This window comes from Sandarakinorhabdus sp. (assembly GCF_040398665.1).
Lineage (GTDB): Bacteria > Pseudomonadota > Alphaproteobacteria > Sphingomonadales > Sphingomonadaceae > Sandarakinorhabdus.
Genome location: NZ_JBBATQ010000002.1, coordinates 432582 through 456190, shown reverse-complemented (window position 1 = coordinate 456190; position 23609 = coordinate 432582). Strand labels below are relative to the sequence as shown.

The window sequence follows — 23609 nt, the reverse complement described above, 5'->3', positions numbered from 1 at the left end:
TCATGCAGCAATGCATTGCGGTTCATTCGGTTGTTTTTGTTCGGCATCGCCGCCTGTCATGCGGTGGCGCTGCTGGTCCATGGACCTTGTATCCGCGATGCCGGGTTCTGGTTCCTTTTCGCCCTTCTGGCCATTTTCGACCTTTTTCTGGGGCTTTGGCTTGCGTGGTCATGCAGATCACGCAAGCGTTTGTTCGCCGCCCGCTCCGATCATCACGTCAGGTGGATTGGTCGACCAGGACGAACCGCTTCCTGATGCGGTCCACCGGCGTGCCGTCCTTCAGCGGCACCGCCGGCACCACTTCATGATCCAGAAAGCCCATGCGGCTGTAGAAGGCGAGTCCGCCGACATTGTCACCGCGGATGGTGGCGTTGATGGCACGCAGGCCCAGTTCGCGCGCGCGGGTGCAGGTGGTGGCGAACAGCGCCGAGCCCACACCGCGCTGGGTACCGCCCAGCCGGGTGAAGGTCGCGATATCGCCAATGCCGGCGGGCAGGAACGTCTGCGTGCCCAGCGTCTGAAAACCGAGCAACTGGCCATTCCGTTCGGCGACGAAACAGCAATGCACGCTCGGGCCGATCAGATAGGCCTCTGCCAGCCGCGCCGGTGTGAACGCGGTTTCAAACGCCGTGGTGCCGCCGCGCGCGATGATGGCGTTCAGCAATTCGGCCAGTTCGGCGGCGTCTTCCGGCAGGACGGCGCGGATTTTCGGGTTCATCGTTCAATCCATGATCAATTTTGCATTGTTGCCGGCGTCAGCCCCAACAGGCGGATGGTCAGCCATAAAGCCGGCTGAAACAAGGCCGGCGATCGGCAAGACCGGCAAGTGGCCGGTATGGCATAAAGAACGGCGCCTGCACGCATTGCAACAATCGAACGATGCACCCTTGTTTGCCGGCCTGTGGTTTGTGACAAGGCCCGGATGTTCAATTTCGATTCTGGGCAGCCGTTGTTGACTGTCGCGGCTATGCGGGCGGCCGAAGCCGCAGCCATTGCGGCCGGCACCAGCGCGCTCATCCTGATGGAGCGGGCGGCGGCGGGCGCGGCGCGGGCGATCCTGGCCTATGCCCCGGCGCGGCGGGCGACGATCTTGTGCGGGCCGGGCAACAATGGCGGCGATGGCTATGGCATTGCCCTGTTGCTCAGTGCAGCCGGCGTGACGGTGACCGTGGCAGCCGATGCGCCGCCCATGTCCGAGCCAGCCGCGACCATGGCACAGCGCTGGCGGGATCATGGCGGCGCCGTGGTGGCGTTGGCCGATGCGCCGCCGGCGCCGCTGATCATCGATGCGCTGTTCGGCATCGGCCTGTCGCGGCCCGTGCCCGAAGATGTGCAGGCGGTGATCGATCGGTTGCGTGGGGTGGGCCGGGTGGTGGCCATCGACATCGTGTCCGGCCTGCATGCCGATACCGGCCAATGCCTGGGTGAACCGTTTGCGGCGGAGCTCACCGTGGCCTTCGGTGCCGCCAAGCCTGGCCATGTGCTGGGCGACGGTGCCTCGGTGACGGGGCGGTTGGCGGTGATCGATATCGGCGTGCCGCTGGCCAGCACGCTGCGGCTGACCGCGCCGCCGCGCCTGGTGGGGCCGGCGCCGGATACCCACAAATATGCCCGCGGTTGGGTGATGATGGTGGAGGGCACCAACGGCCATGGCGGTGCGTCCGGCCTCACCGGCCTGGCGGCGTTGCGCTGCGGCGCCGGGTTGGTGACGCTGGCCAGCGACGATGCTGGCCCGATGCCGGCACTGGCGCTGATGCGGCGCAGTGACGAGGAGGCCGCCGCGCTGCTGGCTGATCCGCGCATGGGCGCCGTGGTGATCGGGCCGGGCATGGAGGCCGACGCCCGCGCGCGCGGCTGGCTGCGCCGGTTGCAATGGGCAGCCCGGCCGACGGTGATCGATGCCGGGGCGCTGCGCTTGCTCAATGCGTCCACCCTCGGGATTCCGGCGGTATTGACCCCGCATGAAGGGGAATTCGCGCAATTGTTCGGCCCGGTGGGCAGTGACCGTCTGGCGGCGGTGCAGGCCGCAGCGGCGAAGACCGGCACGGTGGTGCTGTTGAAGGGCCGCGCCACCATCATTGCGGCGCCCGATGGCCGCGCCGCCATCAACGCCCATGCGGCGCCATGGCTGGCCACCGCCGGGTCCGGTGACGTGTTGGCCGGCATGATCGCTGCGTTGCTGGCGCAGGGCCATCCCTTGTTCGAATCGGCGTGCGCGGCGGCCTGGCTGCACGGCGAAGCCGGTCGGCGGCTCGGCCCGGGCGGCATCGCCGATGATCTTGTCGCCAGCCTGCCGGCGGTGCTGTCCAGTCTGTGAGCGATTTGCAGGCCATCGTGCGATTGGCGGCGCGCGGTGATGGCATCACCGGCGATGGCCGGTTTGTGCCATTGGCGGCGATTGGCGACAGTGTCGATTTCGCGGTCGATCCGCCGCGCATCATCCCCGGCCCGCACCATGCGCCGGCGGCCTGCGCGCATTATCCGGCCTGCGGTGGCTGCCAATTGCAGCATCTGGATGACGTGGCCTATGTGGATTTCGTCCTGGATCGGTTGCTGCGCGTGCTGCCGGCCGGGCTGCCGGCGCAGACGCATCCCGTGGCGCTGTCGCCGCCGCGCAGCCGCCGCCGCGCCAGCCTGAAGGCGCTGAAACGCAGCGGCCGGCTCAGCCTGGGCTTTCACAGCGAAGGCACTCATGCGCTGGTGGATATCGCCGATTGCCCGCTGCTGGCCCCCGAACTGATGGCCTTGCTGCCGCCGCTGCGCCTGCTGCTGAAGGCGCGGCTGAAAGACGGGCAGGGGGCCGGCATCGCGATGACGCTGAGCGATGATGGCATCGATCTGCTGCTCGCCAATGTCTCGGCCGAAGGGCTGGCGGCGATCGAGGCGCTCAGTGATTTTGCCGCAAGCCATGATCTGGCGCGGCTCAGCGTTGAAGGGCCGGGCGGCATCGACACGCTGGTCGAGCGTCGCCAGCCAACGCTGCGCATGGGCGGAGTCGTCGTGCCACTGCCCGTGGCGCCGTTCCTGCAGGCCACGCGCGAGGGCGAGGCGGCGCTGGTCGCAGCAGTGCTGGCGGCGGTGGGGGATGCCGGCCGGGTGGCGGACCTGTTCTGCGGGTTGGGCACGTTCGCGCTGCCCCTATCGCAGCGTGCCGCCGTGCTGGCCATGGATGCGGCGGGGCCGGCGGTGATGGCGCTGGGCGTGGCTGCCCGCCGCGCCGGCCGCAAGGTGGAGGTGCAGCACCGCGATCTGTTCCGCCGGCCATTGGCAGGCAAGGAACTCGCCGGTCTCGACGTGGTCGTGTTCGATCCGCCGCGTGCCGGCGCAGAGGCGCAGGCGCGCGCGCTGGCGGCCTCAGCGGTGCCCGTCGTGGTTGCAGTATCGTGCAATCCCAACAGCTTCGGACGTGATGCGAAGATCCTGGTGGAAGGCGGCTACACGCTCACCGCCTTGTGGCCGGTGGCGCAGTTCCGCTGGTCCAGCCATGTCGAACTGGTTGCAAGGTTCGAACGTCAGCCCTGAGCGACCGCCACCGACAGCGCCAGCAGCACCAGGCCGAACAGGCAAAGGCTGGCAGTGGCGAACAGCGCGAAGCGGATGAGGACGCGGTTGGACAGGATCTGCACCAGACTGTGGGCGACACGCAGGCCGGCATAGGCCCAGGCCAGATTGACGGCGAGGCTGCCCGCTTCGCCCAGCACGGCCAATGCCAGTGTGACGGCATAGAAGATGGTCGGCTGTTCCATCAGATGGTTGTAATTGTCGGCCACCCAACTGGCGCGCACTTCGCCGGCGGCGACGAGATCATCGCGCAGGCTCTTGCCGGTGGAACCGACCAATTTGGTGCCGTCGATCTTCGCCCGGCTCATGGCGGGCAGGCGGGTGGCGTACATCCAGATCCAGACGATCATCGTCCAGGCGGCCAGCGCCAGCATCGGCAGCAAGATGGATTGCGACATGAAAAAACCCTCCCCGTTTGTGGCGGGGAGGGTATTTTCGTTTGGCGGGGGTTTGTCAAATGGGAAGGACTTACCCCTCACCCCGCTCGCCTTCGGCGGGTCGCCCTCTCCCGCAAGGGAAGAGGGAAGAGGGTCACGCGAACAATTTGCCCCCCGTTCACCCTCAGGCGAACAATTTGCCTCCCGTTCGCCCTCAGGCGAACAGCTTGCCCCACGCGCGCTTGGCGCGGGTTTGCCAGTGGCCGCGATGGTAGGCGTCGCTGGCGAGCAGCGGCATCACCGAGCCGGCTTCGGCGAACACCATCTGCTCGATGCCGGTGTTGACCTTGCCCCAGCTTGCCGCTTCCTGCAGCGTCGAGGATGAGCAGGCGCCGTCGCGCACGTCGGCGACGGTGATCTGCACGGCATATTTGTGCACTTCGACATCGTGGTGACCGAGTATTTCGGCGCAGACCACCGTGTCCTGGATGAAGTTCTTCGGCACGCCGCCGCCGATCATGAGAAGCCCGGTGGTGCCGGCCTTGATCTTGATGTCGGTCAGTTCGCGGAAATCGGCGATGGCATCGAGCATCATGTAGGGCTGGCCGGCCTTGGCGCGCTCCACCTGATGCTTGACGAGGCCAAAGCCGGCCGAGGAATCGACAAACGCCGGGCAGAAGATCGGCACGTCATGCTCATAGGCGAGCTTGACGAGGCTGTTGTCCTTCTTGCCATGCTCGACCAGATATTTGCCCATCTCGCGGATGAAGGCCCGGCTGGAATAGCCGCGGGGTTCGAGGCTGTTGGCGATCTCGTATATGGTGTGATCGCAATCCTGCAGTGCTTCTTCGTCGATATAGGTATCATAGATGCGATCGATCAGCAGCGAGCGCAGCGTATCGTCATCCGGCACTTCCAGCGCCTGATAATGTTTGTGGCCAAGGCCTTCGAAGAAATCCATGTCCACGATCGAGGCGCCAGTGGCGACAATGCCGTCGATCATGTTGTTCTTCAGCAGCTCGGCATAAAGATCCATGCAGCCGCCGGCGCTGGTCGAACCGGCGATCACCAGAAAGATGGTGCAATCGGGATCGGCGAGCATCTGGTTGTAGATGGCAGTGGCGCGGGCCAGATCGCGGCTGGTGAAGCTCATCTTGGCCATGCCGTCGATGATCGGGCGGGCGTCGAAGCTCTTGATGTCGATATGCTCGACCAGCGTGGACAGCAGCTCGGCCTTGCGCTGGCGCTCGGCGGGGCTGAGTTCGGTGACGACAGCATTCAATGGGGCGTTGAGGTCTTGGGTGGTCATGGAGAGTCTCCCGGATTTGATGATGGCCCGGCGTTTCAAACGGAAACGCCGCCCGCGGCCGGGGGAGTCCGGCGCCGAGCGGGGGAACCATGCCCCCACCACGCGGGGTGGGGGCATGAGAAATCAGATCGATCGCAGCTGGATAACCTTGTCCGGCGACTCTTCCGTGACAGCATAGAGCGTGTCCATGGGTTCGTCCGACATGATCACCGTTTCGCCGGCGGTGAAGCCATTGAAACCGGTGCGCATCGCCGAGCCATAGGCGCCGAGCATGCCGACTTCGATATAGTCACCCGCCTTGATGTCGGCCGGCAGCGCGAAGGGACCGCGCATATAATCCATGTCGTCGCAGGTCGGGCCCCAGAAGCTGAAATCGATGTCGCGGGCGCGGCTGGGCGTATCGCGCACCAGTTGCACCGGGAAGCGCCAATCGACATGCGCGGCATCGAACAACGCACCATAGGCACCGTCGTTGATGTAGAGCACATCGTCCTTGCGTGCTTCCACCCGCACCAGCACCGAGGCATATTCGGCGCTCAGCGCCCGGCCGGGTTCGCACCACAGCTCGGCCGAATAGGAAATCGGCAGCGATTCAAAGGCGCGGTGGATCACCTCGAAATAGGCTTCCAGCCGGGCCGGCGCCATGCCGGGATAGATCGACGGGAAGCCGCCACCGACATCGACGATGTCAACGGTGACGCCAGCCGCGACGATTGCCGCGCGCACCTGCGCCATGGCATCGCCATAGGCCTGCGGGCTCATCGCCTGGCTGCCGACATGGAAGCAGATGCCCAGCGCATCAGCGACCTGACGGGCGGCCATCAGCACCGGCGCGGCCTCATCGGCATGCACGCCGAACTTGGACGCCAGGCTGAGCTTGGCATGCGAGGACGAGACGCGCAGCCGGACGCACAGCGTCAGGTCGGTCGCAGCAACGCCATCGGTGGACGTGGCGGCGACGATCTTGTCGAGTTCGTCGAGCGAATCCAGGCTGAACACCTTCACGCCATGGCGATGATAGGCCTCTGCGATGGCTTCCGGCGCCTTGATCGGGTGCATGAAGCCCAGCGTGGCATTGGGCGCGACTTCGCGGACCAGACGCACTTCGGCGATGGAGGCGACGTCATAATGCGTCAGCCCCGCATCCCACAGGGTGCGGATCAGATCGGGAGACGGGTTCGCCTTGACCGCATACATCGATGTGCCCGGAAACTTCTCGAGGAAGAAACGGGCGGCACGACGCGCCGCATGCGGGCGGACGAGGGTAACCGGCTGCGCGGGACGCAGGGTGCGCGCTACGACGAGCGCAGTATGATGCTTGAGCAACTCAAGGGACCTCCGGGTGGGCAAAGTATGACAATGCTGCGCGCTTGTCGGGATGATCCCTTGCGGAACCCTCTCGGCCGGTCGCCGGCATTGACACCAAAGCTGCCTTGCGGTGGAAGTCCCATGGGGCAGCGAGCCGCTAGTTATGGGACGCACCCCCACGTGTAAAGAAGATTTTTGTTACAGTGAAAAAGCGGGTTTTGACGTGGCCTTTCAAGGGCTTGCCAAGCTTGTGACATTTTTGTGAAAGGGCCGAATTTCAATGACTTCGCACGATATCCAGGCGGTTGTTCATGCCGATGTGCTGGCTGCGGCCGATCGGCTCGGCACTTGGCCGGTGCGCACGCCGCTGCTGAATTCCCCGGCATTGGATGCGGTTTGCGGCGGCCGGGTGTGGCTGAAGCCGGAGAATCTGCAGTTGACCGGCAGCTTCAAGTTCCGCGGTGCGATGAATCGCCTGCTGGCGATTCCGCCCGAAGGCCGGCGCGGCGGTGTCGTCGCCTATTCGTCGGGCAATCATGCGCAAGGCGTGGCGCGCGCGGCGAAGCTGCTCGGCATGCCGGCGCTGATCGTCATGCCGTCCGATGCGCCCAGGCTGAAAGTGGAGCGCACCCGCGCCGATGGTGCCGAGGTCGTGTTCTATGATCGGCTGACCGAAGCGCGCGAGACCATCGCCGCCGGCCACGCCGAAGCCCGCGGCGCGTTGATCGTGCCGCCATTTGCCGACCCGCTGATCATTGCCGGCCAGGGCACCGCCGGGCTGGAGGCGGTGCAGGATCTCGCCGCCAAGGGCGAAACCGCCGATCTGGCGCTCACCTGCTGCGGCGGCGGCGGCCTGTCGGGTGGCTTTGCGGCCGGCAGCCAGTTGCCGTTGGTGGTGGTCGAACCGCAAGGTTATGACGATGTCTGCCAATCGCTCGCCGCCGGCCACATCATTCCGGTCCACAATCCCGGACCCACGCGCTGCGATGCATTGCAGACGCTGTGCATGGCAGAGATCACCTTTGCCACGCTCGTCCACCACGGCGCCACCGGTGTCGCGGTGAGCGAGGCCGAAGTGGCGCGCGCCGTCGCCTTTGCCTTTCGCGAACTGAAGCTGGTGGTGGAACCCGGCGGTGCGGTCACGCTGGCGGCGCTGCTGGCCGGGCGGGTGGATGTGCGCGGCAAGACGGTGATCGCCACCCTTTCGGGCGGCAACATCGATGCGGCGGTGCTGGTCGATTGCCTGACCGAGGCCGGCGCGTTCTGAACCCGCGGGCAGCGACCGGGCGATCCCGCGCAACGTCCGATAGCAAGGGCGGGAACAATACGGGTCCGGTCGTGTTCTCCCCGCATGGCCAACCGATTGCAGCGTGGCATCGGGCATCACGATCGGGAGACCCGCATGAGCAGCCTGCCCGCCGCCTATTTCGATGCGCTTTATGATGCCGATCCCGATCCCTGGCTGATCGAAACCAGCGCCTATGACCGGCGCAAGCATGCCGCCACGCTGGCCGCCTTGCCAGGCACGCGCTATCGCAATGCCCTGGAAGTCGGTTGTTCGATCGGTGTGCTGACCGAACAGTTGGCGCCACGTTGTGATCGGGTGCTGGCGATCGACGTGGCCGAAGCGGCATTGGCCAGGGCGCGGGCACGGCTTGCGCAGGCGCCGCATGTGCGCTTTGCCTGCCGGGCGTTTCCGGGGGACATGCAGGATGCGCAGGTCGCCGATGGTTTCGATCTCATTCTCTTGTCGGAAATTCTCTATTATCTCGATGCCCAGGCGCTGGTGCGCGCCGCACGGGTGACACGCCTGCTCGCCGCCAGTGGCGCGCATGTGCAGTTGGTGCACTGGCTGGGGCCGACGCCGGATTATCCGGTGTCGGGGCAGGAGGCTGCCGAAATCTTCATTGCCGCGCTGCGGCCTGTGGCGCCGATCATGTTGCAGGTTCACACAGCCAATTACCGGATCGATGTGCTCAAACTCTGAACAAGGCGCGTCGCTGCAACGTCTGCGCGGGACGGTGATCGGCAAGTTGCTGATAGGGGTTGCGGGCCGTTTCCGGGCTGTGACCGTCGAACAGCCTGTTATGGCAGCGCCGATCATCAAACCAGCCAAGGTGGCTGAGGATCGGGTACAGGCAGATGTCGACAATGCAGACGCCGCGGGCCCGGGCGGCCTGATCCTGCGGGAAGTTGATGGCGGCCCCAGCCTGCGCACATTCCACATGCTGACGGGCAGGGCAGAGTTGCAATGATCGCAAGGGCAGGGCGCTGTGCCGCGGGGAGCCGCCAGGCTGTCCACGCTCAGCGGCTGCTGCAACCGGGAACCGCCCGCAAAGCGGAGAAGCTTCATACGCAGCAAATTTTCGTGGCGGGTGGACACAAGGGGAAGGTCACCGTCGCGGCCTGCCACACCGGGCGGCGGGGCAGGCGAGGCCCGCGAGTGACCGCTTTGTCATCAAGCCTTGCCCGGTGCTGAAGACCTGGGAACAAGCGGCCTGATGCCTAGATAATCCGAATGAAGCCCGATGGTTCCGGGGCGCGCCACAAATTGCGGCACCGCAATCATGGCGGCCCTGTTCAGGCGAATGGGTGCATATCCATCTCAGGCGTGACCGCGCCGGCCGCAGCATCGGTCCGCAGGCACAGCACGATCTTGCCCCAGGTCGGGCCGACATCATCGATGCGCGCAGTGGCACCTTGTTGCAGCGCAATCGCCGTCACCAGCCGGCGGTGCATGCTGGCGCGGGCCGAATCCGGCAGCAGGCCGTGCATGGTGACAATGATGCACACCGAGCCGCCTTCGTTTTCCATCGCGATGGTGAAATGGCTGGGGCGCGACGTCACATCGGCGCGTTCGCACAGGCACAAGGTGGCTTCGATCAGCCACAGCGCCAGCGGGATGGCGCGATCAATGTCGACGTCACGCGGCGTCACCTTGCCATCCACGCGCACAACGGCATCGATACCGGTGTGGCGGGCCAGCATGTCGACGATCGGTTCGAGCAGCCTGGCCATCGCCACCGTGGTGACTTCGGCATCGGCATAAAGCAGCCCGTTGACCATCGCCATGGCGGCGACGCGCAGCCGGGCTTCCTCCAGCGCGCCGCGCGCTTCGCTCACCACGATGCCGTCGGCTTGCAGGCTGAGGAAGCTGGCGATCACCTGCAGATTGTTGCGCACACGGTGGTGCAGTTCCTTTGCCACCTCGGTCTGGGCGGCAGCGGCACCACGCAGGCGCTGTTCGCGATCGGCAATCGTGCCGCGCATGCGCAGCAGATCGGCGGCCAGATCGCGCACCTCTGCCGGCGCGTCGGAAAACCCCAGCCCCGGCGGCACATCGAGCCGTTGGTTGCTGCCGATCTGCCGGGCCAGCATACCCAGTTGCGACACCCAGCCGAGAATGGCGCGATTGGCACCCACCCAGATCGCCAAGGACGCCAGGATCAACGCCAGCAATGGCAACAGGAAATAGCCGGCGACGAACCACCATTCCCGGCCAAAGCGCGGCGGCTGCGCCACGGCATAAACGATGTGAAAGGCTTCGCCGCCGCTGGTTTCCAGCCGCAGCGGCGCCGCAGCATAGGACCAATCGGTGCCATCCTGGCCGCGGACGTGGAATACAGAGACGCCGTTCGCCGGGACCAGGATCAGACGCTTCGCCGGCAGCGGCCGGCTGGCCGTCACCGCCTCGCCATTGCGATCGACCAGCGCAACAATGATGTTGGCCGCGGGATGATGTTCGATCAACATGCGGCGCAGCCAATCGAGATCGATGGAGGCCGTGATGACGCCATCGAACCGGCCATCCAGGTTCAGCGGCAGCATGGCGCGCAGCACCATCCGTTTCGATACGGTACCCCACACCGGCGCCGTCACCAGAAATCCCGGGCGGTGCAATTGCTGCCACAACTGCGGATCGGTGGTGGTCTGCACGCCGATGGCGGCGGGATCGCTGGCGCAGGCGATGCGGCCGGCGGGATCGGAAACGGTGAAACTGCGGAACGCCGGCTGGCTGCGTGCGGCCGCCTTCAACACCGGGCCGCAGCGTAGCTGATCGCGTGACCGCACGGCCGGCGCGGCCGCCAGCACCGACAACAGGCCCTGCGCGCCGGTGATGACCTGGCGCTGCGACGCGCTGATCAGCATGGCCGTCTCGCGCAACTGGCGCTGCTCGGCCTGCCGGTCGCGCTGCAGCCGCGCAAAACCCTGCCAGGTCGACAAGGCCATCATCGGCAGCAGCGATACCAGCAGGATGACCAGCAGGATGCCGCGGATCGAACTGCGCCGGGTCAGCCCATCGAGGAGCGGCATCGGCCGCCCGGTTTGCCGCCCGAGTGGCTGCTCGGTTGGGACATCACCAGCATCTGGGCCGGCATATGCCTCGCAAACCGCAATTACCATCACCCGGCGGTTGCGACGCGGCCCGATGCCGGCGAGATCGACGCTTTTTCTGTGCTGTTCGGCAGCACGCGGACCTTGGCTTGCGGTTTGCCCGGCGCGGGCAGGGCGCGCGGATTGCCGTCCATGTACAGGCGCAGGGCCGCACGGCCGCGGCTGATGCGGCTTTTCACCGTGCCGACCGGGGTGACCATGATCTCGGCAATGTCTTCGCAGCGCAGGCCGGATTCCATCAGCAGCAGGGCTTCACGCTGTTCGGCCGGCAAGGTGGCCAGGCCGCGTTGCAGATCTTCCAGGTTGAGCCCGGCTTCCTGGGTGGGCGGCGTGACCAGCAGGCGTTCGATCACTTCGGTATCGAGCATGACGAAGCGCCGCGACACCTTGGTGATGGAGAAATAATGGTTGCGCAGGATGCGAAACATCCAGCCGCGAAAATTGCTGCCCGGCAGATAGGATGCGCGTGCCGCCCAGCCCTTGGTCAGCGCTTCCTGTGTCAGATCATCGGCAAGGTCGCGGTTGTAGCACAGGCTGCGCGCATAGGCCCTGAGCGACGGGATCACCGCCAGAAGATCGGCCCGGAACTGGCGCTCGTCAGCAGCAGACATGGCGCGCGGGACCGGCTTTTCGCTGTCGGGACGGCTTGGGCCGGATTTCGCATCCCTGTTCATGAAGGGCCGCCCTTGCCGGGATCACCGCCTGGCGGGGTCTCGCTGGCCGTGCCATGCGCAGGGCCGCCGCTGCGGGCGATGTCGATGGCATCCAGCAGAGCCAGAAAGGCGTCCGGAACCGGCTCCCTTTCGACCTGTTCCCACAATTTGCGCAGGCCCAGCGAAACCGGATCATTGGCGTGGCGCCGGTCGCGGCGCGCGGGTGGCGCGGCCAGATCCCGATCCTGCTGCGGCGAGGGAGCGGGTCCGGAACGGGGCGCTTTTCGCGGCATTGGCTGGGTGTCCACTGGCATGATAAGGGTTGCAACATTCGCGCCGCGCGATGGTTCCCGGCATGGAACCATTTCCCGATTACGCCGTTGTCTTGCCGCAGGACTATCGAAAACGGAGCGACATGTGGCGGACGGTTCATCGGTCAGGGCGAATTTCGCACCCCATCTGCCGCATCTGCGGCGCTATGCCCGCGCCCTGACCGGATCGCAGCGCAGCGGCGACGCCTATGTCAGGATGGCGCTGGAAACCCTGCTGACCGCCCCGGAGGCCGATCCCTATGCCGACGGCCTGCCGCCGCGCGTGGCGCTGTTCCATCTGTTCGACAGCGTGGCCCCCGATATCCTCGTGGTCGGGCCTGAACATATGCCCAAGGGCGGCATGCAGGCGTTGCTTCTGACCGAGGTGGAGGAATTCACCCCCGACGAAGCCGCACAGATCCTGGGCCTGCCGGTGGACGATATTGCCGCCATGGTCGAAGGGGCCAAGGTGGCGATCTTCGATACGATCCGATCCCGTGTGCTGATCATCGAGGATGAACCGATGATCGCCATGCATCTGGAACAGATTGTCGAAGACATGGGCCACGAAGTGTCCGGTATGGCGATGACCCATGCCGACGCCCTGATCCGCGCCCACGAGGTCGATCCCGAACTGGTGCTGGCCGATATCCAGTTGGCCGATGGCTCGTCCGGCCTGGAGGCCGCGCAGGACATCCTGCAAAGTTTCGACGTGCCGGTGGTGTTCATCACCGCCTATCCGGAACGCCTGCTGACCGGCGAGCGCCCGGAGCCGACCTATCTGGTAACCAAGCCGTTCAAGGTGGAAACCGTGGTGGCCACCATCGGTCAGGCGCTGCTGTCCCGCAGGTTCAAGGCGGTCGGCCCGTGAATCCCGCCGGCGATCGCGCCGGCACCTTGTTGGCAGATCAGTGGGCGAGATTGGCGCAGGGCACGCTGATCGTGACCGTCAGGCCCGTTGCGGCCCAGATCCGTTCCACCTTGGCCGCCAGGGGCAGGCGCAGGGCGCGATCGGTGAGGATCGATCCGAACCCGTGCCGCGTTGGTGGCCCCGCCAGCGCCGGCCCGCCGGTTTCGGTCCATGCCAACTGCAAGATGCCATTGTTCACTTCGGTAACGATGCTCAACTGACCGCCGGCGCAGGCCAGCGCGCCATATTTGGCGGCGTTGGTGGCCAGTTCGTGGATCACCAGCGCCAGCAGCGTGGCAGCCGACGTGCCGATGCCGACATCCGGCCCCGACATGACGATGGTCGGCGGCCTCTGGGCAAGGGTGCCGGGCGCATAGGGTGCCAGCAGGGTGGCCAACAGACCATGAAGGCTGGCCCGGCCACTGTCGTCTTCGGCGGCGCCATGCTGGGGCCGGATATAGGCATTGGCCTGCGCCAGCGCCTGGATGCGCGCGCATGCACTGGCGGCGAATTCCTGGGCCTCGGGCTGGCCGCGTGCCGACAGCATCAACATGCTTTCCACCACGGCAAAGATGTTGCCGATCCGGTGCGTCAATTCGCAGGCCAGAAAATCGAGCTGGGTTTCGTTGGCCTTGAGGGTCTGGATATCGGTGAAGGTGCCGCACCAGCGCAAGATCGTGCCACTGCGGTCGCGCACCGCGACCGCACGCGCCAGAGCCCAGCAATAGGCGCCATCATGCCGGCGCAGCCGATGCTCGGCTTCATAGGGCTCGCCGCTGGCAAGTTGCTGCTGCCACCGCGCCCAGGCGCCCGCCTGTTCGGCCGGGTGCAGAATTGCGGTCCAGTGGGCCGCATCGCCGGATCCGCCGGCAAAATCCTGCCAGCGATCGTTGCGGAATTCGGTCTCGCCATCGGCACCCGTCGTCCAGATCAGATGCGGTTGCGCATTCACCAGATCCTCGGCCAGGGCGCGGCGTTGAGGATTGGTGCCACCTCGGCGGGTCGAAGGCGGCGCGCCGATGCCGATGGCCGCCGTGCCGAAGCCCGGTTCAGCCATCACCAATCCGCTGTGCAGCCCATTGTCTGGGGGCAGGGCGCAGTCGACATGAACGCCAAGATCGCCAAGATCGCCATGGTCGGCACCGCAGCAGCAGTCAGGGTTGGCGGCCGCCTGCAAGGCAGGTGAATGCCAGGCATTGCGCACGATCGGCGTGGGCAAGGTCGGGAAACTGACGGACTGTTCGGTCACAAGCAGACATCCCAGGCAAACGAAAACGTTGGTGAAGCGAGAATTCCGGCACCGGGTGCAACATTTGCGGCATTCCGGTGTTTGGCCTTTGCTGACCCTGTCTGCATACCGCAGCCTGTGGAGAAATGCGCGTTCGGGAACTACCCGAATGGGCGCGTTTACGCTGCCGAATTTACTTACCCGTCTCGCGTTCCGGCGATGCCGGTCTGCCGCTGCAGCCTGCGCCGGCCAGGGCTGGCCTAACGGCCCGCGTCGCTGTCCCAGTGTTCGGCGCGGTCCAGCAGCGACAATATCCGTGAAGCCGCACCGGTGGTGAGCGGGTGCAATGTCCGCCCATCCTGCGGCGCGATATGCACTGCCATTTTGCGCAACTTGGCCCGTTGTCCGACACTGACATCAGCAAGCAGTGCGACCAACATGGCTTCCAGCGCGATCACCCGCACCTGCAATTGCACGCCTTCGGCATTTGTCAGATCGGGCGCCGCATCCGGGCCATGGTCGCCGGCTGCATCGGGCGATGCAACCTTGCCCGCATGCTCCGGCAGCGGCACGGTGCCGCCGTCATCGCCCCATGGCGACATGGTCTCGTCGCGCACGGGCTGCGGTGACGGCGGCAGATCATTGGCTTCGGCTTTCGCAATCGGATCGGTCATGTCGCCACCTTTCGGCCGCGTGCCGCGGCCCCGCCGCATCTACTGCGGCTGTGACGGAATGTTCCGCATCTGCTGCGGCTGTGACGGAATGTTCCGCTAAGCCGCCGGCCGCGCGAAGCGATGCCCGGCGGGGATATCCGCGCCATCGTCGGGTTGCTCTCCGAACCAGCGGGCGACTTCGCCGCGCGCCGCGGCATCGAGGTGCAGGCCCAGCTTGGTGCGGCGCCACAACACGTCGGCGGCGGTGGTCGCCCATTCGGCGCGTCGGAAATAGTCGAGCTCGGCTTCGAACACGCCACCCAGATTGCGGCCCAGGCCCTGTGCCAGAAGTTCGGCGGTCGGCGCGCCGATGGTCATTGCCAGGCGGCGGATCAGTTTCGGATCATAATCCGGCTGGCTGGCCTGCAACTGCGACAGCCAGCGCGCGAAGGCCGCCTGGCCATGCTCGCCGCGCCGCCGTTCGACCGCCCCGCCGGGCAGGGGGGCATCGGCCGTCCAGCGCCTGGTGCGCGGCGCGATGCGGGCCATCACGGCTTCGGCCAGCACGCGATAGGTGGTGATCTTGCCGCCGACGATGGTCATCGCATCAAGCCCATGATGTTCGACCAACCGGTAATCGCGCGTGGTTTCCTTGGTGGCCTTGCCGCTTTCCAGCACCAGCGGGCGCACGCCGACGAATTTGTGCACGACATCATCGGGCGTCAATGGCCGCGCCAGATAGCGATTGGCGGCGGCGAGCAGATAGGCCACCTCGCCATCCGACACGGCGGCGTCCTCAGGGTTGGCGACATCGGCTTCGGTGGTGCCGATCAGCGAATAATCGCGTTCATAGGGGATGACGAAAATGATGCGGCCGTCGGGCTGTTGCAGCATGAAGGCATCGCGGCCCAGATGCACGCGGCGGGTGATGATATGGCTGCCCTGCACCAGCCGCAGTGGTGGCGCATCATTCACGCCCATCACCCGGCGCGCGACATCTTCTGCCCATGGCCCGGCCGCATTGATCAGCCGGCGGGCCGTGATCGTGCGGCCATCCGCCAGGCTGAGCTGCCAAAGACCATCGACCCGCGCCGCACGCTGCACCGGGCACCGCGGCAGCACGGTGGCGCCGCGCGCCGCGGCATCCTTCAGATTTTCGACCACCAGCCGGGCATCATCGACCCAGCCATCCCAGTAGCGCAAGGCCGTGCGATAGTCGGAACTGAGCGCGCGGCCGGCGCGCTCGCCGCGCAGATCGATGCGCTGCGATCCGGGCACCACCTCGCGCCGGGCGAGATTGTCATAGATCAGCGTGCCCAGCCGCAGCAGCCATTCCGGGCGCATGCCGGGCGCGTGCGGCAGCACGAATGCCTGCGGCCAGGTGATGTGCGGCGCGATATCCAGCAGCACCTCGCGCTCGGCCAGCGCCTTGCGCACCAGGCCGAAGGCATAATGCTCCAGATAGCGCAGGCCGCCATGGATCAGCTTGGTGGACGCCGACGAGGTGGCGCCGCCGATATCGCCGGCATCAAGGATCACCACGCTCAGCCCGCGGCCACTGGCATCACGCGCGATGCCGGCGCCGTTGATGCCGGCGCCGATGATGGCAAGGTCGAACAGCGTGTCGGTGGTCATCAGCGCTTCCCTATCGGGCTTTGCCGTCATAGAAAAGGCGACATGAACGACCAACTCCTGCTTGTGCTCGATGCGGGCACCACCTCCACCCGCGCCATCGCCTTTTCGGCGGCCGGCGACATTGTCGCCAGCGCCGCGCGGCCAATCACCCAGCATTATCCGGCCAGTGGCTGGGTGGAACATGATGCCGGCGAGATATTGGCCTGTTCGCGTGATTGTCTGGAGGAGGTGGCCACAGCCGTGGGCGTGGATCGCATCGCCGCCATCGGCATCACCAACCAGCGCGAAACCGTGGTGTTCTGGGATCGCAGCACCGGCGATCCGCTGGCGCGCGCCATCGTCTGGCAGGATCGCCGCACGGCCGACATTTGTGCTGCCCTGAAAGCCCATGAACCCATGGTGCAGGCGCGCACCGGCCTGCTGCTCGATCCCTATTTCTCGGCGACGAAGATCCGCTGGGCGCTGGATAACTGGCCGATGGTCGGCGATGCGGCACGCGACGGCAGGCTGGCGGTCGGCACGGTCGAATCCTGGCTGATCTGGCATTTGTCGGGTGGCGCGGCGCATGTGACCGACGCCACCAACGCCAGCCGCACCATGTTGATGAACCTCGCCACGGCGGCGTGGGATCCCGAATTGCTGGCGCTGTTCGGTGTGCCCGCCGGCGCGCTGCCGACGATCGTTGATTGCGCCGGCGATCTGGCCCGCACGACCATCGCCGGACGCAGCATCCCGATCACCGGCGCGGCCGGCGATCAGCAGGCGGCGGCCATCGGGCAGGGTTGCCTGACGCCGGGCATGCTGAAGGCCACCTATGGCACCGGCTGCTTCCTGCTCGCCCATGCCGGTGCCCAGCCGCCGGTGTCGAACAATCGCCTGCTCTCCACCGTGGCCTGGCAACTGAACGGCACTTGCGCCTATGCGCTGGAAGGCGCGATCTTCGTGGCAGGATCAGCCATACAGTGGCTGCGCGATGGGCTGGGCCTGATCGCCAGCAGCGCGGAATCGGAAAGATTGGCGCAATCCGTGCCCGACAATGGCGGCGTCAGCTTCGTGCCGGCGCTGGCCGGGCTGGGTGCGCCCTATTGGGCACCGGATGCGCGCGGGCTGATCTGCGGTCTTTCAGGCGGCACGACGCGTGCCCATATCGTGCGGGCCGCGCTGGAGGCGCAAGGCCAGCAGACCGCCGATCTGGTCAATGCGCTGGCTGCCGATGGCGTGGCGGCGGCCGTACTGCGCGTCGATGGCGGCATGGTGGCCAACAACTGGCTGTGCCAGGATCTGGCCGACAGCCTGGGCGTGGTGGTCGAACGCCCGCGGGTGATCGAAACCACGGCGATGGGCGCGGCCATGCTGGCCGGCGTCGGCGCCGGGCTGTTCGCCGATCTGCCGGCCGCTGCGGCGGCCATGGCCGCTGCCGATCGCCGCTTCCACCCCGCGATCGATGCCGCTGCCCGCGATGAACGCCGCGCGGCCTGGCATGCAGCAGTGCGGCGGGTGCTCGGCTGATGGGCCCAATCACGCCGCTGGTCGGCCTTGCAATGGTGGCCGCGCTGGCGCTGGTGGCCGGGGGGTTCTGGCTGCTCACCCAGCCCGGCGCCAACCGCATGAAGGCGATCCTGATGATGGTCGCCGGTGCCGTGGTGGCGTTCAACGCCTGGATCAACAGTCTGCTGATTCCGGGCTGAATCCGGTGCGATTCGGCATTTTTTGACCAATTTCCTGTCTGCGTCGGTACAATTGTGCATTTCTTGCGCCGGAATGCTTGATAACTCTGCCCCCTGTGTTACATTGCGGAAAGTCAATTACGCTTTGGGAGCGTAGGATGACCTGGATATTCAAAGCGGCGCTGGCCGCCACCCTCGTCGCCGGCCCGGCCGTGGCGCAGCGCCATGCCGATCTTGTGTATCTGCAGCAGCACAAGGCCAAACAGGCCCAGCAGCAAGCCGAGGCGGCTGCCCGGCCGCCGGAAGTGGCCGCGGCGCCCACGGTTTCCGCCACGCCACAGAATGCGCCGGCCGAACCCAAGGTCAATGGCCAGGATAAGCCCAGCCGCTGAGTGCACTGGCCGGCATCCGGCCCTGCGACCTTATCCAGCTTGCATCATCCCCCGTCTGCAATAGTCTGATCCCAAACTAAACGGGGAGAGATCATGGGACGGGCGTACAAGGTGGCAGCGCTGCTGCTGGCGGGATCGATGCTGACGGGGGCAGGGCCGCGCACCGGGGCCGGAACGGTCAATGCACAGCGGATCGTCAACGCGCGCAGCGAGCCGGGCAACTGGCTGACCCACGGCGGCAGCTATGCCGAGCAGCGCTTTGCCGATCTCGGCCAGATCAATGCCGGCAATGTCAGCCAATTGGGCCTGGCCTGGTCGGTCGATCTCGACACCTCGCGTGGCCAGGAAGCCACGCCGATCGTGGTTGATGGCACCATGTTCACCACGACCGCCTGGTCCAAGGTGATGGCGCTCGATGCCGCCACCGGCCGGGTGAAATGGCGTTTCGATCCGCAGGTGGACAAGGCGCGCGGCCACAGCGCCTGCTGCGACGTGGTCAATCGCGGCGTCGCGGTGTGGAACGGCATGGTCTATGTCGCGGCGCTGGATGGCCGGCTGATCGCGCTGGATGCCGATACCGGCAAGGTGAAATGGTCCAGCCAGACCTTCATCGATACCACCAAGCCCTATACCATGACCGGCGCGCCGCGCGTGGTGAAGGGGCTGGTGATCATCGGCAATGGCGGCGCCGAACTGGGCGTGCGCGGTTATGTGACCGCCTATGACGCCGCCACCGGCAAGAAGAAGTGGCGGTTCTTCACCGTGCCGGGTGATCCGGCCAAGGGCCCCGATGGCGAAGTGTCGGACAGCGTGCTGGCCGGCAAGGCGGCGCCGACCTGGTATGGCGATTACTGGAAGGGCGGCGCGGGCGGCACGGCGTGGGATGCCATCGTCTATGATGCCGAACTCGATCAGCTTTATATCGGTGTCGGCAACGGCTCGCCGTGGAACCACCAGATCCGGTCCGAAGGCAAGGGCGACAATCTCTTCCTGTCGTCGGTGCTGGCGCTGAAGCCGGATACGGGCGAATATCTCTGGCATTATCAGGGCACGCCGGGCGAGACCTGGGACTATACCGCCACCCAGCCGATCATCCTGTCCTCGCTGGTCATCGACGGCAAACCGCGCAAGGTGCTGATGCAGGCGCCGAAGAACGGCTTTTTCTATGTGATCGACCGCCAGGGCGGCAAGCTGATCTCGGCCAAGAGCTTTGCCACGCAGACCTGGGCCACGGGCGTTGACCTGAAGACTGGCCGCCCGATCGAAGTGCCCGAAGCGCGCTATCGCGCCGCCGGCGCGCTGGTAATGCCGTCGCCGCTCGGCGCGCACAACTGGCAGCCGATGAGCTTTTCGCCGCGCACCGGCCTCGTCTATCTGCCGGCGCAGGAAATCCCGCAATTCTACGAAGCCAAGACCGGTTTCGAGCGGCAGGAAGGCGGCTGGAATCTCGGCATCAGCCTGGCCGCCGGCGGGGTTCCCGACGATCGTGCGCAGTTCAAGGCGATCAAGTCGGCGCTGAAGGGCCGGCTGATCGCCTGGGATCCCGTCGCGCAGAAGCCGGCGTGGGAAGTCGGCTATGATGGCCCGTGGAACGGCGGCACGCTGGCAACGGCAGGCAATCTGGTGTTCCAGGGCAATGGTGGCGGCGGCTTCCAGGCTTTCAACGCCAGCACCGGCGCCAAATTGTGGAACTTCGACGCACAGACCGGGATCATCGCCGGCGCGGTCAGCTATGCCGTGAAGGGCGAACAATATGTGGCGGTGATGGCCGGCTATGGCGGTGCCTATCCGCTGACCAGCGGTTTTGAAGACCCGCGCGAAGTGCGCAACGGCCGCGTGCTGGTGTTCAAGCTGGGCGGCAAGCGCCAGTTGCCGCGCGCGACGCAGCCGGTGTTTGCCGCGGCCAATCCGCCCAAGGACATGTTCACCCCGGCGCAGGTGACCGAAGGTGGCACCATTTACGCCGGCACCTGTGCCTTCTGCCACGGCCCCGATGCCTATTCGTCGGGCATCCTGCCCGATCTGCGGCGCTCGGCGGTGCTGACCGATGCCGCGACGTGGAAGGCCGTGGTGCATGATGGTGCGCTGAAGGCCAATGGCATGGTCGCCTTCAGCCGCTGGTACACACCGGCGCAACTGGAAGCGGTGCGCGCCTATGTGGGTGAGCAGGCGAAGAAACTGGCCGCGCGGGAGGCAACGACGGCTGGGAAATAGGGACATCAATGCTCCTCCCCTGCAAGGGGAGGTGGCGCCCACAGGGCGACGGAGGGGTGCGCCCGGCGCTATTGTGCGCTGCCCCGACACCCCTCCGCCTCGCTTCGCTCGGCACCTCCCCTGGAAGGGGAGGATCTGCAGCCCCTCACTTCTTCCGGCTCAACTCCCGCATGCCGCGATCGAGGCCGTCCAGTGTCAGCGGGAACATGCGGTCGTGCATGATGTCCTTGATCATGCGGATCGACTGACCGTTTTCCCAATGTTTCTCCGGGATCGGGTTCAGCCATACCGATGATTGATACACATCGGTCATCCGCCGCAGCCAGGCCTCGCCGGGTTCCTCGTTCCAATGTTCGGTGCTGCCGCCGGCATAGGTGATCTCGTAGGGGCTCATTGAGGCATCGCCCACGAACACCAGCTTGTAATCATGCGGAAATTTGTGGAGAATCTCCATCATCGGCGTGCGTTCGGACCAACGCCGCTTGTTGTCCTTCCACACCGCTTCGTACGGACAATTGTGGAAATAGAAGAATTCCAGATGCTTGAATTCGGATTTCGCCGCCGAAAACAATTCCTCGCACAGCTTGATATGCGGGTCCATCGAGCCCCCGATATCAAGCATCAGCAGCAATTTCACCGCATTGTGGCGTTCCGGGCGCATGACGATATCGAGCCAGCCCTGCTTGGCGGTGCCGCTGATGGTGGCGCCCAGATCAAGCTCATCGGCGGCACCTTCGCGCGCGAACCGGCGCAGCCGGCGCAGCGCCACCTTGATGTTGCGCGTGCCCAATTCGACGGTGGAGTCGAGATTCTTGAACTCGCGCTTGTCCCACACCTTCACGGCGCTCTGCTTGCGCCCGTCCTTCTGGCCGATGCGCACACCTTCGGGATTGTCGCCATTGGCGCCGAACGGTGATTTGCCGGCAGTGCCGATCCACTTGTTGCCGCCTTCGTGGCGCTTCTTCTGCTCTTCCAGCCGCTTCTGGAGGGTCTCCATCAGCTTGTCCCAGCCCATCTTCTCCAGCTCGGCGCGCTCTTCCTCGGTCAGGTTCATTTCCGCCAGCGCACGCAGCCAGTCTTCCGGAATCTCGGTCTCGCCGGTCTCAAGCGTGGGCTCGATCCCCTTGAACACCTTGGCAAATACCATGTCGAACCGGTCGAGCACGCCTTCGTCCTTCACATAGGTCGCGCGGGCCAGATAATAGAAATCGGTGATCGAAAAATCGATGGCGTCGCTTTTCAACGCCTCCAGCAGCACCAGATGCTCCTTCATGGAGGCCTTGATTTTCGCTGCGCGCAGCTCTTCGAGGAAGGTCAGGAACATGCCCGCAGGATATCATGCCCGTGCGGCGCTGCCAGTGCGTTTTGTTGACAGGGCAATGCCTAACCCGCGAACAGCGCCCGCTGCGCGGCAAAGGCGGTGACGAAGCCCGGCCGGGCTTCGCCGCGCGCCACATAATCCGCCAGCACCGGCACCGCCGCTACCAGGCCCGAACTTGCCAACCGCCGCAGCACGCAGATCATCATCAGGTCGCCCGCGGTGAAGTCGCATTCCAGCCAGTCGCGTGGCCCCAGCCACGCCGCCAGATCGTCCAGCCGGCGCATGATGCGTGCGTCCAGCAGCGGCAGCCGCGCCGCCGTCCAGTTGCAATCGCCTTCCAGCAGCAGCGCGGTCTCGCGCTCGACGATCACCGGTTCCAGCGTGCTGACCGCTGCGAACATCCAGGCGACGGCACGGGCGCGCGCCGCCGCATCGGTTGGCAACAGGCCGGGGTGGGCTTGCGCGACATGCAGCACGATGGCACCCGATTCAAACAGCACCAGGCCATCATCTTCATAAGTGGGAATCTGCCCGAACGGCTGACGCGCCTTGTGCTCAGGCGCGTTCAGATCGGCAAAGGCCAGGGGATCGATCCGGTAATCCTGTCCGCATTCCGCCAGCGCCCAGCGCACCGCCATGTCCCGCGCCAGCCCGCGCCCGCGATCGGGCGAACGGGCGAACACGCCGATGGTGGGGATCATCCCTGCAACGCCTTCAAGCTGCGATTTGGCGGGATGCGCGTGTCGATGCGCCCACCCGGATAGAAGGCGCGGATCGGCGCCTGCTGGGGCAGGGTGGCAAGCGCCTCGGCCAAGGCGTCCACCGGCCAGTGTCCATCACCGGTCACCAGCCAATCCGCGCTCCAGGGCTGATACAGCGCCACATCCGGGCCTTCGACACCGAACACCCGCCCGGTGAAGCGGTTGAGGTGCGAGGCGAGATAGACGACCAGCGGCGAGACGTGATCGGGCAAGTGGCGATCGAAGCCATCACTGCGCGGCATCAACTGGTCCACCGCCGGGCTGGCCATCACCATGCGGGTGCGCGCGGCCGGCGCAATGGCGTTGGCGCGCACACCCAGATGCGCCAATTCCTGCGCGGCCACCACGGTCAGTGCCGCAATGCCGGCCTTGGCGGCGCAATAGGGGCCGCCCTCGCGCATCGGGTGCACGCCCACGGGCGATGTGGTGTTGATGATGGCCCGACCTTCCTGTCGGCCCTCTCTGGCCCACAGCCGCGCCGCGTGGTGGCAAACGGCGGTCGTGCCCTTCAGGTGGACTCCGGTTTCCAGATCATAATCCGCCTCGGTCAAGTCGATCAGGCTGGCCGGGCGGTTGATGCCGGCATTGTTGACCACGATATCGAGCCGGCCAAACGCCGCCACGGCATCGGCGATGATCGATTCCGCGCGGGCCCAATCGGCCACGCTGGCGCGGTTGGCCACGGCCTGCCCGCCGGCTGCGAGGATTTCGGCGACCACGGCATCCGCCGCGCCCCCGCCATTTTCATCAGGGCCACCGCCGGTCACTGCGCCGCCCAGATCGTTCACCACCACCGCAGCACCATTGGCGGCGAGCGCCAGCGCATGGCAGCGGCCCAGCCCGCGACCACCGCCTGTCACAATCGCGACCTTGCCGACCAACAGTGCCATGGCTGAAATCCCCCTCTTATTGCG

Annotated in this window: 24 protein-coding genes; 11 read left to right on the top strand and 13 right to left on the bottom strand. The window is 66.0% G+C overall.

The features are described from left to right. Positions 1-217: 217 nt before the first annotated feature. Positions 218-718: a GNAT family N-acetyltransferase gene (locus ABWP22_RS05010; protein ID WP_353198844.1), complete on the bottom strand. Its 501-nt coding sequence runs from the start codon at positions 716-718 to the stop codon at positions 218-220. A 10-nt stretch (positions 719-728) separates the two neighbouring features. Between ABWP22_RS05010 and ABWP22_RS05005 the strand changes: the two genes are divergently transcribed. The 3 genes from ABWP22_RS05005 to ABWP22_RS04995 are packed head-to-tail and all read left to right on the top strand — an operon-like array spanning position 729 to position 3522. Continuing rightward, positions 729-956, top strand: a complete 228-nt coding sequence (locus tag ABWP22_RS05005) for a hypothetical protein (RefSeq protein WP_353198843.1) — start codon at positions 729-731, stop codon at positions 954-956. Continuing rightward, positions 953-2317, top strand: coding sequence for an NAD(P)H-hydrate dehydratase (locus ABWP22_RS05000; RefSeq protein ID WP_353198842.1), 1365 nt, complete (start codon positions 953-955; stop codon positions 2315-2317). Before ABWP22_RS05005 ends, ABWP22_RS05000 begins: the two co-directional genes overlap by 4 nt. Then, the gene (locus tag ABWP22_RS04995; RefSeq protein ID WP_353198841.1) at positions 2314-3522 is read left to right on the top strand and encodes a class I SAM-dependent RNA methyltransferase; all 1209 of its coding nucleotides are present in this window, start codon (positions 2314-2316) and stop codon (positions 3520-3522) included. Before ABWP22_RS05000 ends, ABWP22_RS04995 begins: the two co-directional genes overlap by 4 nt. Here the strand turns inward: ABWP22_RS04995 and ABWP22_RS04990 are convergent. From ABWP22_RS04990 to ABWP22_RS04980, 3 genes are all read right to left on the bottom strand, one after another. Beyond that, the gene (locus tag ABWP22_RS04990) at positions 3513-3959 is read right to left on the bottom strand and encodes an MAPEG family protein (protein ID WP_353198840.1); all 447 of its coding nucleotides are present in this window, start codon (positions 3957-3959) and stop codon (positions 3513-3515) included. The genes ABWP22_RS04995 and ABWP22_RS04990 overlap by 10 nt on opposite strands. A 193-nt stretch (positions 3960-4152) precedes the next feature. Next, complete coding sequence (locus tag ABWP22_RS04985; protein WP_353198839.1) at positions 4153-5247, bottom strand: 1,9-bis(guanidino)-5-aza-nonane synthase; 1095 nt, start codon at positions 5245-5247, stop codon at positions 4153-4155. A 123-nt stretch (positions 5248-5370) separates the two neighbouring features. Next, positions 5371-6573 carry a type III PLP-dependent enzyme gene (locus ABWP22_RS04980; protein ID WP_353198838.1) on the bottom strand — a complete coding sequence of 401 codons (1203 nt, stop codon included), beginning with the start codon at positions 6571-6573 and terminating at the stop codon, positions 5371-5373. A gap of 262 nt (positions 6574-6835) precedes the next feature. Here ABWP22_RS04980 and ABWP22_RS04975 point away from each other — a divergent pair, with 262 nt between their 5' ends. From ABWP22_RS04975 to ABWP22_RS04965, 3 genes are all read left to right on the top strand, one after another. Next, positions 6836-7822 (top strand): threonine ammonia-lyase, encoded by a 987-nt coding sequence (locus tag ABWP22_RS04975; RefSeq protein WP_353198837.1) that lies wholly within the window; start codon positions 6836-6838, stop codon positions 7820-7822. A 135-nt stretch (positions 7823-7957) separates the two neighbouring features. Next, positions 7958-8542 (top strand): SAM-dependent methyltransferase, encoded by a 585-nt coding sequence (locus ABWP22_RS04970; protein WP_353198836.1) that lies wholly within the window; start codon positions 7958-7960, stop codon positions 8540-8542. 34 nt (positions 8543-8576) lie between these two features. Then, positions 8577-8810 (top strand): hypothetical protein, encoded by a 234-nt coding sequence (locus tag ABWP22_RS04965; RefSeq protein ID WP_353198835.1) that lies wholly within the window; start codon positions 8577-8579, stop codon positions 8808-8810. Positions 8811-9135: 325 nt separating this feature from the next. Here ABWP22_RS04965 and ABWP22_RS04960 read toward each other — a convergent pair whose 3' ends face one another. From ABWP22_RS04960 to ABWP22_RS04950, 3 genes are all read right to left on the bottom strand, one after another. After that, the gene (locus ABWP22_RS04960; protein WP_353198834.1) at positions 9136-10869 is read right to left on the bottom strand and encodes a sensor histidine kinase; all 1734 of its coding nucleotides are present in this window, start codon (positions 10867-10869) and stop codon (positions 9136-9138) included. A gap of 89 nt (positions 10870-10958) precedes the next feature. Further along, the gene (locus tag ABWP22_RS04955) at positions 10959-11624 is read right to left on the bottom strand and encodes a sigma-70 family RNA polymerase sigma factor (RefSeq protein ID WP_353198833.1); all 666 of its coding nucleotides are present in this window, start codon (positions 11622-11624) and stop codon (positions 10959-10961) included. After that, positions 11621-11896 carry a NepR family anti-sigma factor gene (locus ABWP22_RS04950; RefSeq protein WP_353198832.1) on the bottom strand — a complete coding sequence of 92 codons (276 nt, stop codon included), beginning with the start codon at positions 11894-11896 and terminating at the stop codon, positions 11621-11623. The genes ABWP22_RS04955 and ABWP22_RS04950 overlap by 4 nt, the downstream gene beginning before the upstream one ends. Before the next feature lie 124 nt (positions 11897-12020). On the opposite strand from ABWP22_RS04950, the gene ABWP22_RS04945 reads away from it, so the two are divergent. Beyond that, positions 12021-12785, top strand: coding sequence for a response regulator (locus ABWP22_RS04945; protein WP_353198831.1), 765 nt, complete (start codon positions 12021-12023; stop codon positions 12783-12785). Positions 12786-12822: 37 nt separating this feature from the next. On the opposite strand, the gene ABWP22_RS04940 is transcribed toward ABWP22_RS04945, so the two are convergent. The 3 genes from ABWP22_RS04940 to glpD all read right to left on the bottom strand — a co-directional run bounded on the left by ABWP22_RS04940 (position 12823) and on the right by glpD (position 16340). Beyond that, positions 12823-14073 carry a sensor histidine kinase gene (locus ABWP22_RS04940; protein WP_353198830.1) on the bottom strand — a complete coding sequence of 417 codons (1251 nt, stop codon included), beginning with the start codon at positions 14071-14073 and terminating at the stop codon, positions 12823-12825. 239 nt (positions 14074-14312) lie between these two features. Next, positions 14313-14726, bottom strand: a complete 414-nt coding sequence (locus ABWP22_RS04935) for a hypothetical protein (protein ID WP_353198829.1) — start codon at positions 14724-14726, stop codon at positions 14313-14315. Positions 14727-14822: 96 nt separating this feature from the next. Further along, positions 14823-16340 (bottom strand): glycerol-3-phosphate dehydrogenase, encoded by a 1518-nt coding sequence (gene glpD, locus ABWP22_RS04930; protein WP_353198828.1) that lies wholly within the window; start codon positions 16338-16340, stop codon positions 14823-14825. 42 nt (positions 16341-16382) lie between these two features. Here glpD and glpK point away from each other — a divergent pair, with 42 nt between their 5' ends. The 4 genes from glpK to ABWP22_RS04910 all read left to right on the top strand — a co-directional run bounded on the left by glpK (position 16383) and on the right by ABWP22_RS04910 (position 20613). Further along, positions 16383-17849 (top strand): glycerol kinase GlpK, encoded by a 1467-nt coding sequence (glpK, locus tag ABWP22_RS04925; protein WP_353198827.1) that lies wholly within the window; start codon positions 16383-16385, stop codon positions 17847-17849. After that, on the top strand, positions 17849-18028 hold the full coding sequence (locus tag ABWP22_RS04920; RefSeq protein ID WP_353198826.1) for a hypothetical protein: 180 nt from the start codon (positions 17849-17851) through the stop codon (positions 18026-18028). Before glpK ends, ABWP22_RS04920 begins: the two co-directional genes overlap by 1 nt. 137 nt (positions 18029-18165) lie before the next feature. Beyond that, positions 18166-18399, top strand: coding sequence for a hypothetical protein (locus ABWP22_RS04915; RefSeq protein ID WP_353198825.1), 234 nt, complete (start codon positions 18166-18168; stop codon positions 18397-18399). 93 nt (positions 18400-18492) lie between these two features. Beyond that, a complete protein-coding gene (locus ABWP22_RS04910; protein WP_353198824.1) occupies positions 18493-20613 on the top strand; it encodes a PQQ-dependent dehydrogenase, methanol/ethanol family in 2121 nt (706 codons plus the stop codon). Positions 20614-20758: 145 nt separating this feature from the next. Here ABWP22_RS04910 and ABWP22_RS04905 read toward each other — a convergent pair whose 3' ends face one another. From ABWP22_RS04905 to ABWP22_RS04895, 3 genes are read right to left on the bottom strand one after another with little or no spacing between them, the layout of a single operon-like run. Further along, positions 20759-21937, bottom strand: a complete 1179-nt coding sequence (locus tag ABWP22_RS04905; protein ID WP_353198823.1) for a vWA domain-containing protein — start codon at positions 21935-21937, stop codon at positions 20759-20761. A 59-nt stretch (positions 21938-21996) separates the two neighbouring features. Beyond that, positions 21997-22635: a glutathione S-transferase family protein gene (locus ABWP22_RS04900; RefSeq protein ID WP_353198822.1), complete on the bottom strand. Its 639-nt coding sequence runs from the start codon at positions 22633-22635 to the stop codon at positions 21997-21999. After that, the gene (locus ABWP22_RS04895; RefSeq protein ID WP_353198821.1) at positions 22632-23585 is read right to left on the bottom strand and encodes an SDR family NAD(P)-dependent oxidoreductase; all 954 of its coding nucleotides are present in this window, start codon (positions 23583-23585) and stop codon (positions 22632-22634) included. The genes ABWP22_RS04900 and ABWP22_RS04895 overlap by 4 nt, the downstream gene beginning before the upstream one ends. Positions 23586-23609 lie beyond the last annotated feature (24 nt).

Excerpts from the sequence above, each read along its gene's own strand:
- ABWP22_RS04905 (WP_353198823.1), bottom strand. The coding sequence starts at position 21,937 with ATGTTCCTGACCTTCCTCGAAGAGCTGCGCGCAGCGAAAATCAAGGCC.
- ABWP22_RS04960 (WP_353198834.1), bottom strand. The coding sequence starts at position 10,869 with ATGCCGCTCCTCGATGGGCTGACCCGGCGCAGTTCGATCCGCGGCATC.
- ABWP22_RS04910 (WP_353198824.1), top strand. The coding sequence starts at position 18,493 with ATGGGACGGGCGTACAAGGTGGCAGCGCTGCTGCTGGCGGGATCGATG.
- glpD (WP_353198828.1), bottom strand. The coding sequence starts at position 16,340 with ATGACCACCGACACGCTGTTCGACCTTGCCATCATCGGCGCCGGCATC.
- ABWP22_RS04990 (WP_353198840.1), bottom strand. The coding sequence starts at position 3,959 with ATGTCGCAATCCATCTTGCTGCCGATGCTGGCGCTGGCCGCCTGGACG.
- ABWP22_RS04935 (WP_353198829.1), bottom strand. The coding sequence starts at position 14,726 with ATGACCGATCCGATTGCGAAAGCCGAAGCCAATGATCTGCCGCCGTCA.
- ABWP22_RS05005 (WP_353198843.1), top strand. The coding sequence starts at position 729 with ATGATCAATTTTGCATTGTTGCCGGCGTCAGCCCCAACAGGCGGATGG.
- ABWP22_RS04975 (WP_353198837.1), top strand. The coding sequence starts at position 6,836 with ATGACTTCGCACGATATCCAGGCGGTTGTTCATGCCGATGTGCTGGCT.
- ABWP22_RS04920 (WP_353198826.1), top strand. The coding sequence starts at position 17,849 with ATGGGCCCAATCACGCCGCTGGTCGGCCTTGCAATGGTGGCCGCGCTG.
- ABWP22_RS04895 (WP_353198821.1), bottom strand. The coding sequence starts at position 23,585 with ATGGCACTGTTGGTCGGCAAGGTCGCGATTGTGACAGGCGGTGGTCGC.
- ABWP22_RS04985 (WP_353198839.1), bottom strand. The coding sequence starts at position 5,247 with ATGACCACCCAAGACCTCAACGCCCCATTGAATGCTGTCGTCACCGAA.
- ABWP22_RS05010 (WP_353198844.1), bottom strand. The coding sequence starts at position 718 with ATGAACCCGAAAATCCGCGCCGTCCTGCCGGAAGACGCCGCCGAACTG.
- ABWP22_RS04955 (WP_353198833.1), bottom strand. The coding sequence starts at position 11,624 with ATGAACAGGGATGCGAAATCCGGCCCAAGCCGTCCCGACAGCGAAAAG.
- ABWP22_RS04915 (WP_353198825.1), top strand. The coding sequence starts at position 18,166 with ATGACCTGGATATTCAAAGCGGCGCTGGCCGCCACCCTCGTCGCCGGC.
- glpK (WP_353198827.1), top strand. The coding sequence starts at position 16,383 with ATGAACGACCAACTCCTGCTTGTGCTCGATGCGGGCACCACCTCCACC.
- ABWP22_RS04950 (WP_353198832.1), bottom strand. The coding sequence starts at position 11,896 with ATGCCGCGAAAAGCGCCCCGTTCCGGACCCGCTCCCTCGCCGCAGCAG.
- ABWP22_RS04970 (WP_353198836.1), top strand. The coding sequence starts at position 7,958 with ATGAGCAGCCTGCCCGCCGCCTATTTCGATGCGCTTTATGATGCCGAT.
- ABWP22_RS04900 (WP_353198822.1), bottom strand. The coding sequence starts at position 22,635 with ATGATCCCCACCATCGGCGTGTTCGCCCGTTCGCCCGATCGCGGGCGC.